This is a genomic window from Lutispora sp., assembly GCF_041687175.1.
Taxonomy (GTDB): domain Bacteria; phylum Bacillota; class Clostridia; order Lutisporales; family Lutisporaceae; genus Lutispora.
In genome coordinates this window covers 60,321-74,732 of record NZ_JAWLCK010000003.1, presented here as the reverse complement: position 1 = coordinate 74,732, position 14,412 = coordinate 60,321, and the positions used below count along the sequence as shown (strand labels likewise).

At 38.7% G+C, this 14,412-nt stretch carries 11 protein-coding genes; 6 read left to right on the top strand and 5 right to left on the bottom strand.

The genetic code is table 11. The annotated features are described in order from the left end of the window. Positions 1 to 123 precede the first annotated feature (123 nt). The 6 genes from ACESM9_RS01335 (at position 124) to ACESM9_RS01310 (ending at position 9,350) form a co-directional block, all read left to right on the top strand. On the top strand, positions 124 to 4,542 hold the full coding sequence (locus ACESM9_RS01335) for an S-layer homology domain-containing protein (protein ID WP_372994507.1): 4,419 nt from the start codon (positions 124 to 126) through the stop codon (positions 4,540 to 4,542). A gap of 64 nt (positions 4,543 to 4,606) precedes the next feature. Beyond that, positions 4,607 to 5,404 carry a molybdopterin-dependent oxidoreductase gene (locus ACESM9_RS01330; RefSeq protein WP_372994505.1) on the top strand — a complete coding sequence of 266 codons (798 nt, stop codon included), beginning with the start codon at positions 4,607 to 4,609 and terminating at the stop codon, positions 5,402 to 5,404. Between the two features lie 10 nt (positions 5,405 to 5,414). Beyond that, positions 5,415 to 6,998 (top strand): FMN-binding protein, encoded by a 1,584-nt coding sequence (locus ACESM9_RS01325; RefSeq protein WP_372994503.1) that lies wholly within the window; start codon positions 5,415 to 5,417, stop codon positions 6,996 to 6,998. Between the two features lie 13 nt (positions 6,999 to 7,011). Further along, the gene (locus ACESM9_RS01320) at positions 7,012 to 8,220 is read left to right on the top strand and encodes a 4Fe-4S binding protein (protein ID WP_372994501.1); all 1,209 of its coding nucleotides are present in this window, start codon (positions 7,012 to 7,014) and stop codon (positions 8,218 to 8,220) included. Between the two features lie 60 nt (positions 8,221 to 8,280). Beyond that, the gene (locus ACESM9_RS01315; RefSeq protein ID WP_372994499.1) at positions 8,281 to 8,814 is read left to right on the top strand and encodes a spore coat protein; all 534 of its coding nucleotides are present in this window, start codon (positions 8,281 to 8,283) and stop codon (positions 8,812 to 8,814) included. 143 nt (positions 8,815 to 8,957) lie between these two features. Further along, positions 8,958 to 9,350: a hypothetical protein gene (locus ACESM9_RS01310; RefSeq protein ID WP_372994497.1), complete on the top strand. Its 393-nt coding sequence runs from the start codon at positions 8,958 to 8,960 to the stop codon at positions 9,348 to 9,350. Positions 9,351 to 9,468: 118 nt separating this feature from the next. Here ACESM9_RS01310 and ACESM9_RS01305 read toward each other — a convergent pair whose 3' ends face one another. From ACESM9_RS01305 to ACESM9_RS01285, 5 genes are all read right to left on the bottom strand, one after another. Next, the gene (locus ACESM9_RS01305; RefSeq protein WP_372994495.1) at positions 9,469 to 10,386 is read right to left on the bottom strand and encodes an alpha/beta hydrolase; all 918 of its coding nucleotides are present in this window, start codon (positions 10,384 to 10,386) and stop codon (positions 9,469 to 9,471) included. An 81-nt stretch (positions 10,387 to 10,467) separates the two neighbouring features. Further along, positions 10,468 to 11,361, bottom strand: coding sequence for a DMT family transporter (locus ACESM9_RS01300; RefSeq protein ID WP_372994493.1), 894 nt, complete (start codon positions 11,359 to 11,361; stop codon positions 10,468 to 10,470). 96 nt (positions 11,362 to 11,457) lie between these two features. After that, entirely contained in the window at positions 11,458 to 12,618 is a 1,161-nt protein-coding gene (locus tag ACESM9_RS01295; RefSeq protein WP_372994491.1) for a MalY/PatB family protein, read from the bottom strand. A 66-nt stretch (positions 12,619 to 12,684) separates the two neighbouring features. After that, positions 12,685 to 13,794: an RtcB family protein gene (locus tag ACESM9_RS01290; RefSeq protein WP_372994513.1), complete on the bottom strand. Its 1,110-nt coding sequence runs from the start codon at positions 13,792 to 13,794 to the stop codon at positions 12,685 to 12,687. A gap of 255 nt (positions 13,795 to 14,049) precedes the next feature. Then, complete coding sequence (locus ACESM9_RS01285; protein ID WP_372994489.1) at positions 14,050 to 14,409, bottom strand: GlpM family protein; 360 nt, start codon at positions 14,407 to 14,409, stop codon at positions 14,050 to 14,052. Positions 14,410 to 14,412 lie beyond the last annotated feature (3 nt).

Genomic DNA, 14,412 nt, shown 5'->3' with positions numbered 1-14,412 from the left:
AAGCACATTAAGTTTCTCTTCAAAAAAGGCTTATCCTTTGCAGTAATTCTAGCACTTATATTTTCTTCATTAGGAACCATTGCATTTGGAGAAGCCTGGCAGCCGAATACAGAGCAGCCCATATTGGTAGTCACAGGCCAGGGCATTGGATTAGCCAATGAAAAATCCTATACGTTAGAAGAGCTGAAAGCCATGACCCAGACTACAGCTCTTTACTCTGCAATAAACACCACTCCCACCAAGAGCATATATCTGGGTAAGGGTGTTAAGGCTAAAGATTTACTTGGCAAATCCGGTTTTGAGCAGGACAAATATGATTCTTACAAGATTGGTTTTGTAGCTTCAGATGGCTATACAGTCACCTTCGATCCCGCTCACAAAGGTGACTCTACCACATCCAAGAAACTTATAACTCCATCTTTCGGCACTGAAAGATACTATTTCCCTAAATTAAGCAGCGGTGATTCATCAGGCAAAGTACCTGTAGACACTATAATTGCATTTGATAGAGCCGGAGATAGGGGAAATCCGGATGTGATTCCTCAGGAATCTTCACTGGAACCATTATCAAACAAGGATTACCCCCTATTGATGGTAGGACAGCAGCATGTAGATGAGCAAAACAATCCGCTCTTCAATAAAACTATACAGAAAATAGTTGTAGGAGAAGAACTTGCTCCAGTATTAAAGATAGGCAGTAAGAGCTACACAAGAGCAGAAGTGCTGCTCTTGCCCAGAGTAAAAGGCAGCTGGACCTATATGAAGAAAACTGGTCCTGTAGCTGATTACTGTGTTGGAGTACCTTTAAAGGATCTCCTTTCAGGCTATGGAGATAATGACAAAGTAGAATTCATATCTGCAGACGGTTACAAAAATGAGCCTGTAACAATCGCCGATATCAAAGATGCTTCAAAGCAATACATACTTGCCTATGAAACAGGTACAAATTCCAATGATGTGCAAGGAGTTATTGATACTGCTAAAGATGATCCAACCATAGAGGGCTACTTCAGAGTTTACAGCCAGAATGGTTCCCTTATAAAGCTGGTAAATGAGATAAGGATAACTCCTGCTGCAGGAGGTATAGACTACTCAAAGAGTCCCTATAAGCACATCACCAACGGTGGCTTATCAGGGGATACCCCCTATAATGTAGACGCCATAACCGGAGCCACTTTGACCTTTGAAGGCCCTGGGCTTGAAGCCAGCATACCTCTTTCCATCAGAGAAATGGAAAACCAGGATGCAGGTATATTCCGGGGAGATTATACAGATATAAGGGATGGAAAAGAGACTACATTAAAATATGAAGGAATCAGACTGGATTATCTCCTTCGCAATATGACTTCTGGTGAGACAGGCATTAAGCTTACTGATTCTGCTTATAAGGTTCTTATAAAGAACAGAGTAAGGCAAACTATAGCAGAATTTACTCTGGAACAAATTGAACAAGCTGAGGCTTCCGGTAAACCCATCATAGTAGCTTACGGCACCTCCAATCAGGACGGCTCCAATGCAAGACCCTTCGTCTATGATGGAGAAGCTGGAGGAGATGCTTCTTTAGGCAATGAAGATGGCTGCATAAAGCTTGTTTATGATAAATCAGCATTTAATCAGGATCCTAATCCCGACTATACAAAGTTCGGCAATATGGCATATATCTATGTTGCTGAAAAAGAAACTCCCGGCTACAAGCATGACAAAGCACCATACAACACTCCAGAAAACTCTGAATACATTATAACCATCACTGGAGATAAGCTGGGTAGAGAAATAAACTATACAGTTAAACAGCTTGAGGATATGGTTAAATATGAAAATGGCAAACCTGCTGCTGACGGCATGGGTCACAGAGCTGAATACAGCCTATCCAATTCAACATATTGGTATGTAAATGAATATGAAGGCGTAAAGCTCTGGGATCTGCTGAAGAAAGCCGGCATACCAGCAGATATGGCAGTAGGTATAGACTCAGAAGCAATCGTTGAATTCTCTGCAACAGACGGATATAAGGATTTTGACAAGTTCACATTGGCTCAGATATCAAATCCTGAACTATTCGGCTACTATGAGAAAAATGCCGCCGACCTCAACGACGGTAAATATATCTCAAAACGATCAGAGGATCTAAGATCCACAGGTTATCCTGTATTGGTAGCCTATGGTGTAAACGGATATCCCTATGTAATAAAGAATACCCTTGAGGGTTACAAAAGCGGACTTGGTAATGATGGTGGTCCTCTCAGGATAATCTCTGGAAAGATTGAATATCACCATGCCAATGGTTCAAGGCAGGCAAAGCTTCTAGATAAAATAATAGTAGGTAAAGATGTAAACTACAGTACTCACAGTGGAAATCCTGATGATATATATAAGGCATTGGCTTCAGAGAAGTTGAATGTTACAGTTATAGGTATGGATGGAAGCACCCTTAAAAATGAAACCTTCACTGTTGCAGATATAGAAAACATGATATATGGTGCTGATGTTAAAAATACTGAAAAAGTAAAAGCCAAAGTAAAGAAATTCTTTGATGTAAAAAAAGGCGACAACACATACAGCGATCTCTATGAAGGTGTAGATTTAGCCTACTTCCTTAAGGAAAAGGTAGAAATACCCGGAAACAAAGGAACGGTAACTTTCACCGGAGATGATTCCAAATTGACAGTTACCCTGGATGAAGTATTTGCGGTTGACAATAAATCTGCCCTTGCATTTGCTAAAAATGGAGCTCCTATGGTAGCAGATAAAAATGCTGAAGGCTATGTAAGCTCCTATACTGACGGAACCAGTGAAAAAGTTAATGTTAAGAATGACGGCGGGCCCTTGATGATAGTAATGCCTTTTGGAAAAACATTGAGCAATGTTGATTCCATCACCATAAACCTACAGCCTGATAAATATGCACACATAGAAACTCCTTACAAAGACCTGGCTGATAGTACTTTGGTAGTTGAAGGGCCCGGAACCAAATTATCCACACCTAAGACTTTTAAGGTTTCCGACATAGAAGGAAAGCAAAATATAGTGGTCACTGGTGACTATAACATAAAGAAAACTGCCTCAGAGCAGCAGGTTCGCTACAGAGGAATAGATCTCTACAGCTTCTTGAGATCAGAAGATGTGGGTCTCCAATCCAATGCCAGCGAAGTCATATTTACAGCAGCAGATGGTAAAACCTTGACCTTCTCGTTGTCAGATGTGATGAAAGCGGATTATATAAATAATGCAACCAATACTGCCGATCTAAAGATGATATTGGCCTATGGTTCCAGCAGTGTAGACAATAGCAATATAGATGATGGTAAACCTTTGGTAGTAGACAAGGATTCTACAGGTTATGATCCTTTATATAACAACTCAGGCGGTCCTTTATATCTGGTGGTTGGACAAAAATCTCCAGAAGATATAAACTCTCAAAGCACATTGAAAAACGTTGCTAAGATAACCGTAAATGCTTCCGCCACCACCAGTTGGAAGCATGACATGAGCCCAACATATAGCCAGTACTTAGATACCTACACCCTGGAATTAGAAGGAACTGCACTGGAAAAACCAATAAAATTCACTCTCCGTGAGCTTGAAGCCATGGATGATATAATACTTAGAGACTCCTACACCTATATAGGTGAGCATCAACATGAAGGTCTAGACCTATGGAAGCTTATCTCTCAGAAGGCAGGATTGAAACCCGGAACAGAACTTACTTCCGTAAAGGTTGTAGCTTCCGACGGCTTCTCAAGGGATGTGCTCTCTGTATTCGGTAAGGAAGCCCTTGAAAAAGGTATAGCTGATGGCTTAGATAGAAAGATAATCATGCTAGCCTATGCAGGAGATGGAAATCCTCTGGTAACTGACACCAGCAGCGATGGCTATACCAGCGGCAATGAAGGAGGCCCCATCAGAATGATAACCCATTTGAATCAGGGGGCTTGCCTGAAAAATGTAGTGAAGATTATTGTAGATGGCAATACAACAGGAGCTTCTTCAACAACTCCTTTTGCAGATATAAAGGGTCACTGGGCAGAAAGCCATATAGAATACTTGTACTCAAAAGGAGCGACAAGCGGTACTGGAAACAGCAACTATAGCCCAGACAAAACACTTACAAGAGCCGAATTTGTAAAATTCCTTGTTAGCACTCTAAAAGGCATCGATTTGAAAGAAGCCAAAGAAGGAATATTCAAAGATGTGGCGAATGGACAATGGTATACTGATTATGCAAACTGGGCAGGAGTAAAGGGCATAGCCGCAGGTGTTAAAAATGATAATTTCCGCCCTGATGATGTTGTAACAAGAGAAGAAATGGCTGTTATGATATATAATGCTGCCAATATTATGAAAATAGAATTAGGTGCAGAAGTTGAATATAAAGAATTCACAGATGCTTCAAAGATAAGTGCCTGGGCAAAAGATGCGGTAAAGGCAGTCCAACAGTCAGGCATAATAAACGGCAAGCCTGATGGAAGCTTCGATGCACAAGGTCAGGTTACAAGAGCTGAGGCTGCAAAAATAATAAGAATGTTCATGGATAAAATGTAGAGATGCAAAAATATGGAGCAGGCAGTATATCTGCTTGCTCCAATCTTTACAATGGAGGTGGATTATGAAGACCAGAAATAAACTCTCATTGATAATACTAGTAATGGTATTATCCTTAAGCCTATTAACAGCATGTCAACCAGAAACTCCCTCCACTCCTGCTGCTGGAACACATGCAGGAACAACGCAAACAGAAAAAGCCGAAGAACAACCCCAAGAAATAGAAAAAACCTCTGAAGGAACTACACAGCAGGAGCAGTCTGATGAGGAACTATCTGCTGAAACACAAACAGAAACTTCACCTGATGCTCAAGCATCTGCTCCTGCAGAGCAAAAACCTGCAGATACTGAAAAAAGTTCACAGGAGACTCAGAAATCTTCTGAAGAATCATCACAAGCAAAATCCGATGATAAAACATCATTACATATAGAAGGTGCTGGTATAGAAAACCCATTAACACTTTCTCTTGATGAACTAAAAGCCATGAAAGATGCTTATTATGAAGATGACTATTTCTCCCTTAACAGCTACGGCACAAAGGAATATTTCCATTTCAAAGGTGTAAAAATGAAAGCTATTTTGGATAAAGCAGTCCTCAAGGATAGTGCAACTAATATCTCTTTTGTAGCTTCTGACGGATACAAGCATGAGATGACTCTAGAACAGGCATTGAAAGAAGACTATATAGACGAACAGGATCCCAGCAAAATGTATCCTGTAATCATTGCCTGGCATGAAAACGGCAATGATTATGATGCTAACAAAGGTGCCCCTTTCCGTTTGGTAATAGGCCAGAAAGAACCTGGTGATGTAAACAAACCGCAATGGGTGCAAAATATCGCCAGGATAATCATAGAATAAGGAGTTTGCTATGAAAAAGAATAAAATCTACATTCTTATGCTTCTTGTGCTTATTTTTGCAGTATCAGCAGCCTTATGGATTAATAATGACACTCGTATAGAAAAAGCACTGATAAAAGAAATACTTCCACAGGCAGGAAGTATAAAACTTATAGACGGAGCCTTAGGTAACCCTGTTATTCAGGACAACTTTCCTGCCATTGAAAAGGTTTACAGCATCGATGACACTCCTGCTGCCTTTATTGCTTCTGGAACTGGTTATGAGGGAGTCATAAAAACTCTGGTGGTTATGGATAATGATAAAAAACAAATTGCAGGAATACACATACTTGAGCAGGGTGACACACCAGATTATGCTGATCCCATCATGGAAAACTGGTTTACAGACAGGTTCAAAAACCTAGGCCTGTTTGAATACCTCAATCGTGTAGTATTGGATCCTGAAAAACCTACAGATATAGTCCAGGTAACAGGAGCCAGCGTATCCAGCCAGGCAGTTATTAATAATGTTAACTCGGCTATAGGAGCCTGGAATTACTTGGTGAACAATAAAACTTTGGACCCGGTGGATAACTTTATATCCCAGGAAATGTGGCAGAAGGACGAAAACAGCTTCATGATATCCTGGCCAGAGAACAATTCCATAAGGGTCAACATCGAAGATCTGAAGACTTATCCCCAAGTTACAACTGAGACTATACTTCAAAGAACCACAGGAGTTAAGATACCCATTAAAGCTGAAGGCCCTCTTCTTAAGGATATATTGGAAAAGAACGGTATAGACATCAATGCCTATGAAGCTATTGGCATCACAGGCAGAGACAACTATTATACCATGGTCAGCAAGGATATTATTCAAAATAGAGATATAATACTTGGAATCAGGTTTAACGATGAAGAAATAATCAGAGAAGAAAAACCTGTAAGAGTAGTCATTCCTGATGAGATGGGGGTATATTGGGTAAAGATGGTCAATAGGATTGATCTCTATACTCACATTTCACCAAAGGATATACAAAATGTTCATATATTCCAAGCCTTGACCCGTGATATACAACCTTACTATTATGAATATTACGGCAGCAAGGATGAATCCTACCTGGTAGGCAGAATATTATCCAAATTTGGGCATGTAGATGAAAATGGTTTCTTCACCATGGTAGGTTCGGATGGACTGGTTAAAAATGAAACCATCAGCATGGTTAGAGACAGATACTACATCAAAACCGGAGGAGACAATGCTCCAATGAACATAGGCCCTGCCTTCAAGTTGGGTATGAATGTGAAGGAAATGACTCATTTCTCTACTACAATTGATGCAGTAATATTCCCTGAGATGATAATGAAGGTAATAGACGAAGAAAGTATCCCCCAGGGTAAAGGCATGAGGCTTAAGGATGTGCTGGAAGAAGCAGGCATGATTATAGAGAGCGATGATGCTTTCATACTATTGGATACCAGTGGCAACAAGTATCCCCTAAGTCAAAATCAACTGGAAGCCTCCTACCTTATACCTGCTGATAACGGAGCCGATGCAGTAATTGGAGAGATTGTTGTAAAAGATGTTATGCAGATAAGTAAGATAAAAGATTAGGAAGTAATGAGCCATGAATAAGAATAAAGCAAAATCCATGAGGAGAGTCATACAAGCTGGCCTATTAGTGCTATTGCTTCTAATCCTCATCCTCTACAATCTTTATATAAGTGAATTCCTGGACTTCAGGATTTTAAGCATAGGAGATCTGAATCCTTATGGCGGCTGGAATGCATTAAAGGACTACTTAACTGACAGCAGCTATGAATTCGAGGGTTTAAGTAAGAGCATGGCGCTGACCATAGCCCTATTGGTTATGGCTATGGTTGGAGGCAGGTTCTTCTGTGGATGGATCTGCCCCATTGGAGCAATACAGGATTTTGGTACATGGATTGGCAGTAAAATAGGAGTAAAAAGATATCAAGCCCTAGGCAAAAGAAACTCCAATCCTCTATTCATTAAATATCCCATATTACTCGCCATTTTACTGCTATCCATATTTGGATATGGCGCAATTATAGCGGAGTTTTCTCCCTGGAGAGCCCTGTTGAACCTTCCGAAACTGGTTTCTGCATGGAAAGAAATGTGGATCGGTTTTTTAGTAATGGTGACTGTATTCATATCTGCATCTGTTATACCAAGATTTTTCTGCAGATATTTATGCCCGTTGGGTGCAGCCCAGACCCTATTCAGTTCATTAAGCCTATTGACCCTGAAGCATAGCAAAGGCTGCAGCCGCTGCAATAAATGTCTGGAAAATTGCCCTATAGGCATAAAGCTTTCACCAAATGATGATAATATATCGCCGGAATGCATAAGATGCATGGACTGTGTAGATAATTGCAAAATTACAACTGATATAAGTATTGCTTTGAAACTGGGTCAAAGGAACTTTTCTTCCAAATACTATGTATCTGCAGTCCTCCTCCTATTCTTTGTGGTTTGGCTCGGTATACCTAAGCTGTGGGGTGGCAGCTCCATGGTCAGCGGTATTGCTCTTAATAACCTGAAGGATGGAGTATATCAGGGTGAAGCCAAGGGCTTTGCAGCAAGAATCATTACAGAGGTTAGTATAGAAGATGGCAGAATTACAGGTATAAAAGTTATAGACCATCATGAGAGCAAAGGCTGGTACGAAGAAGTCTTTATGGTGCTCCCAAAAGAAATTATGCGAAAACAGAGAATTGAAGTTGATGTAATAAGCGGAGCCACAAAAACCAGCAAGGGCTTCTTAAAAAGCGTGGAAAGTGCCGTGAAAAAAGCAGTGGATACAGCAATATAAATCCTCCTTTTTTGTATAAAAAAGTGAAATTTATACAAAATAGTACTGGAGGTGTAATATATGCAAATACAGTTATCACAAAAAGAAAGAATGTTACTGGAAGACCAGAAGAATCATGAGCAAATATGCATACAAAAGTATACCAATTATGCTAATCAAACTCAGTGTCCTCAACTAAAACAAATATTCAATAATAATGCCCAGGCAGAAAGAAACCATCTTGATAGCATCAATCAATTGCTCAGCGGCAAAGTTCCTCAGATGAATCAGCAACAGAACCAGAGCTCAGGTCAGGCTATGGGTAATCAAGGCTTAACCAGCAATATGAGTACCATGGGTAGTATGAGTAACATGGGTAATATGAGCAATATGAGTAATGCTCAGCAGATTAGTGCAACCAACAAGGATTCAGATATGTGCACAGATATGCTAATGACAGAAAAATATGTTTCTGGAGCTTACGATACTGCCATATTCGAATTCAAGAATCCACAAGTTCGTGATGTATTGAACCATATACAAAAAGAAGAACAAAAACATGGTGAAGCTATCTTTAAATACATGGAAAGCAAAGGTATGTACAAAGTACAATAGTTCATAAGCTATAGGGAAAAAAGTACGAGGTATTATACAAAATACCTCGTACTTTTATTTTAATAAAGCATACAAAAACGGAATAATATGCTAAAATAGCATCATAGTATTTTGTATTGAAACTATTTTCAGGGGGTTAAAATATGACAAGGATAATAAAACATAAATATATACTGCTGGTTATACTCATTGCTTTATTAACAGTTTTAACTGCTACTGGCTGTTCTCAGCCAAAGATTCAGGTTGAAGAATTAAACAGAGGGATGACTGAATCAGAAAAGAAAATAAAAGCATTGGAATCTGAAATAGACATTCTTACAGAACAAAAATCTAATCTAATGCTTGAATTGTATTTGATAGGCGTGCCTGATAAGATTAAATATCTGAAAGGGTATCAAGGCAAAGTTAAAATAATGGAGGATACCACTTTCAAACTCATGCCTACAGGAAATTCAGAAATACTTGCCACTTTGCAGGCTGGTACTGTAGTTGAGGCATTAGCTGTAGGCGAAGTAACCACCTATGACCCTTGCTGAACTCTGCCTTTTGAAACCCAGGATTGGGTGCTAATCGTGTATGAATCCGATGATGTTGATTATCAGATAGGCTGGATAAGAGCAGCTGCATTAGGTGAGATCAACCAATAAATCTCACCTAATTTTTTCTAATGCCAATTAGCCAATCAGTTATGTCTTCATATACTTGTTGTCTATTGACTTCATTTATTATCTCATGGCGGCCTCCTTCGTAGAGTTTTAGCTTTACATCTTTTATGTTCAAGGCTTTATACATTTCATAAAGCTTTATAGTTCCTTTCTCATATTCTCCAAAGGGATCCTGGCTTCCTGAGATAATAAATATAGGCAAATCCTTGGGAATTGCTGCTAACTTATTATCATCATATAATGACCTTAACGCCCTTGATAAGCAGTAGAAAAACCCTACAGGGAATAATGTTCCACAGTAAGGATCTTCATCATATTCTTTTACTATCCTTTCATCACGACTAAGCCATGCAAATTTACTTTTTGGGTTCTTTATACCCTTGTTATAATTGAAAAAGGTTATGGAATCCAATAGCTTAACCTTTCTTCTATTTCCGAATAGTTTGCTGAATAAACTTGTGATCACTATACCAACAGATATCAACATACCCTCTTTTTTCGTAGAACCGGATAATATGACACCGAAAATGTCATTACCGTACCTGGTTATGAAATCCTGGGCTAAAAGGGAGCCGAAGCTGTGTCCTAAAACTACAACAGGCAAATCAGGATGTTTTTTCTTTATGTCATCAAGCAAATCATGTTCATCCTCAATTATTCTGTTGAATCCGTCCTCTCCTATATATCCAAGTTCTTCAATGCTATTGGCAGTTTTGCCATGGCCTCTGAGATCATTGGCATATACAATATAGCCATTATAATTGAGATACCTTGCAAAATCCTCATATCTGCCACCGTGTTCTGCCATGCCGTGGAATATGAGAACCACACCATTTGGCTTTTCCACCTGATCCCAGCAGCGTACATATATATTCAAGCCATCCTCGGCTCTCATCATATAATCCATAGCATTTACCCCCTTGTATTTCTATCTATATATTATTTTACATCATGATGTCATATATAGAGCTTATTATACCATTTCCTATTATAGGAAAAGTAAAATTACTCCTACTATAGAAATAACAGCCCCCAGTATTTCCTTAGGCAGAACTTTTTCTTTAAATATGGTAATTGAAGCTGGTATTATCAACACCGGTGATATGGAACTTATGGACGAAACGATTCCCGTAGCAGTATATTGAACTGCCAGCAAAGAGAATGTAACTCCTATAAAAGGCCCGAATATGGCTCCTATTGCTATTTCACCTATAGCTTTTCTGTCATCAAAGGCAGCTCTTATTTCAGGCCATTTATGTCTAACTGTTATAATAATCGTAAATCCTATGAATGCAGCAATGAGCCTTATCTGTGTAGCTGCAAAGGGATGATAGGATCCCATACCATGTTTGCTGAGTATAAGACCAAAAGCTTGTCCTAATGCTCCTAAGCAAGCATATACAAGTCCTCTTACCGGACGATTGAACTGAACTTTATTCTCTGCAGGATTCCTGCTTAATATTACAACGCATATACCCACCATGGTGGTAAACATTCCAACTAAGCCCAGAAGTGAAATCCTTTCTCCCATAATTAAAAATCCCACTAATGCAGTTATTGGAGGTGCTGCTGACATAATAAGCAAGGATATCCTTGAACCAATTTCCACATAGGCTTGAAAAAGAAACATATCTCCTAAAACAAAACCCATCAAACCTGATATTAAAAGCCAAAACCAGGTATGCCCCGTTGCGTCAGTGGGAAAAGCTAACCCCCTTGTAACAAAGGAACATATGCTTAGTAAAAAGAAAGCTATAAATAATCTTATATAATTCACCGACAAGGAGCCTACCTTTTTACCTGCAGACTCAAAGGCAACTGCATTAAGCGTCCAGCATATTGCTGTAAGCAGAGCAGCTATTTCTCCAATATGTGTTCCCATGAAGTTTCTCGCCCTCTTCCTCTTTATTTACATCGAAAAATTTAGCCATATCAATTATATCTTTTTATAGCACTGATAGTCTAGATATATTGGACCCTATAGTGCATTTTTGATTCTTTTGAGGGCTTCCTCCAATATGGTTCTTGGGCATCCCAGGTTTATTCTTACAAACCCTTCTCCTTTCTTTCCAAAGGTTATTCCACTATTTAATGCCACCTTAGCTCTATTTATTAAAAAATCATCCAGCTCATCCTGCTTTGTAAATATTTTCCTGAAGTCCAACCATCCTAAGTATGTTGCCTCCGGTTTCCTACATTTAACATTGGGCATGTTTTCTTTTATGAAACTTATCATGTAATCAAAATTATCTTCTATATAACTCATTACTTCCTCCAGCCATTCTTCTCCATGCTTATATGCCGCTTCTATTGCCGTAAGTCCAAATATATTAAGCAATCCTATACTCAAGCTTTGGCTGACTTTACTATATACCTCCCTCATATCCTCATCAGGTATCAGCACCATGGAAGAAGTAAGACCTGCTATATTGAAGGTTTTACTAGGAGCTGTGGCTGCGATTATAATCTTTTTGTATTTTTCGTCCAAGGACAGAATAGAATTGAACTTATAGCCTTTTAATATGAGATCAGAATGTATCTCGTCAGAAAATATTTTTACATCATATTTGAGACATATTTCCGCCATCTTCTCCAGTTCTTCTTTTCTCCAGACTCTTCCCACCGGGTTATGGGGATTGCACAGTATAAACAGCTTTATATTGTTTTCCCTTATCTTTTTTTCAAAGTCTTCAAAATCTATGGTGTAATAACCTTCTTTTTCGATTAGCTCATTTTCTATCATGATTCTGTTGTTATTTTTCACACTGGAGTGAAAAGGAGGGTAAACTGGAGTCTGTATCATAACCTTATCACCCTCTTTTGTATAGGCATGTATACCAAGGGTAAATGCAGTTACAACTCCAGGGCAGGTAAGTATCCATTCCTGGTCTATGTTCAGGTTGTTTCTCCTTTTATTCCATTCTATAAAGGGTTCAAATATCTTGGCTGAAGCCAAAGGATAACCAAAAACTCCATGATTGGCTCTACCTATCATTGCTTCTATTATCTTTGGGCTGGATACGAAATCCATATCTGCAATCCAAAGAGGTAAGATATCATCTCGTCCATAAGCTTCTTTTAATCCATCCCATTTAATGCAATCAGTATTTCTTCTGTCTATCAATGCATCAAAATTCATTTATATTCCTCCTTGTTTCTCTCATTTTTATATAGCAAAACATAGTATTATGTTAATTACAACCCTTTATTCTGCTGCCTTAAAATTATATATAGGCTTTATATTATCTATAATTTCTACCGTATCGCCTATATTGTCAACTATCTCTTCCATAGGCTTATAGGCCAGAGGACATTCGTCCAGAGTATCCTTGTTTACAGATGTGGTATATATGTCTTTCATAGTCTCTTTAAATTGAGTCAGAGTAAGAGAACTCTTAGCTTGTCTTCGGCTCATAATCCGACCTGCTCCATGGGGTGCTGAAAAATTCCATTCCGGATTTCCTTTACCTATGCAAATTAAGCTTCCATCTCTCATATTTATTGGTATCAATAGAATCTCGCCTCTTTGTGCAGATACGGCACCTTTCCTCAAAATCATGTTTTCTGTATCTATATAGTTGTGAATAGTTGTAAAGCTTGATGCAACCTTAAGCTTCATACCTTTTATTATTTCCTGGGCCATGGCTTTTCGGTTCAGGTCAGCAAACCTTTGAACTATTTTCATATCATGGATATAATCATCAAAAAGCTCTCCTGCAACATAGGCTAAAGCTTTAGGTATATCTGATTTTGAGTACTTGTTTAATGATTTATAGGCTTCTTCCTGGTAAAGACTTGCCACCTCTTTACCTAAATGTCGGCTGCCGGAATGAATGACCAAGTATAGACTGCCTTCACTATCCTTATCTACTTCTATAAAATGGTTTCCTCCCCCTAGTGTACCGATACTGAGCCTTGCTCTTTTTAAATTGACTTTATCCTTGCACTTAAGCTGGTTCAGGTCTATTTCATCATTAAATCTGTGCTCCTTATCTCTTATGCTAAACCCACATGGTATTTTGTTATAAATTAGCTTGTCAAGTTTCTGAAGTTCAATACGACTATTTTCAAGCTTTACGACCTCCATGCCGCAACCAATGTCAACACCTACAAGATTAGGAACCACTTTATCCTCAATGGTCATGGTAGTCCCAATAGTACAACCTATTCCGCTGTGAACATCAGGCATTATACGGATTTTGCTGTTCTTCACAAATTCCTGATCGCATAGAGCCTTAATCTGTTCAGCAGCTCCAGGTTCCAGATTAACAGTATATACAATTGCATTATTATATTTGCCCTTTATCTCAAACATTTTAATTTCCTTTCTACTTCCTTCAGAGTTCATAACTTCTTCCTTCCAATTCATCAATTACTTCCTTCAAAAGTATTCTTTTTGTAAAATCTCCCCGCTGATTTGCCTTTTCAATATGCTCCTTAAAACTCTTTTTGGTAGCTTAGTTTTATTTTACTATATAAGTTTTGCATATTGTATGTTTTCTAAAAATGCACCCTGAATATTAGAGTTTTTCTAACATTCGGAGTGCATTTGAATAGTAAAATATAAATGTTATTTAAACATTATATGAAGAAACCATTTGTCCAATGCTATAATCAGTGCTGCTGCAATCAGCCAACCCAATAGACCTAAAGCTAAAGATTTTACTGCAGGCATCCTTGCAATGGTAAAATAAACAGTTCCCAGGAAAGCTATGGTTGTAGGCAGGGCCAACATGCTGACGAGAACAACTTTCTGCAATGCCTGTCCATCTATCGATAGTGATAAAAAGTAATAGCCTACTAGTGTTACTACAGGAAATAAAACTATCATACCAGAAATATAAGGATTTTTCATCTTCCCCATCCAGCTAACTATCAGAACCAAGGTTCCACCAACTATAAATCTGGAAATTGCTTCAACAAAACTCATATC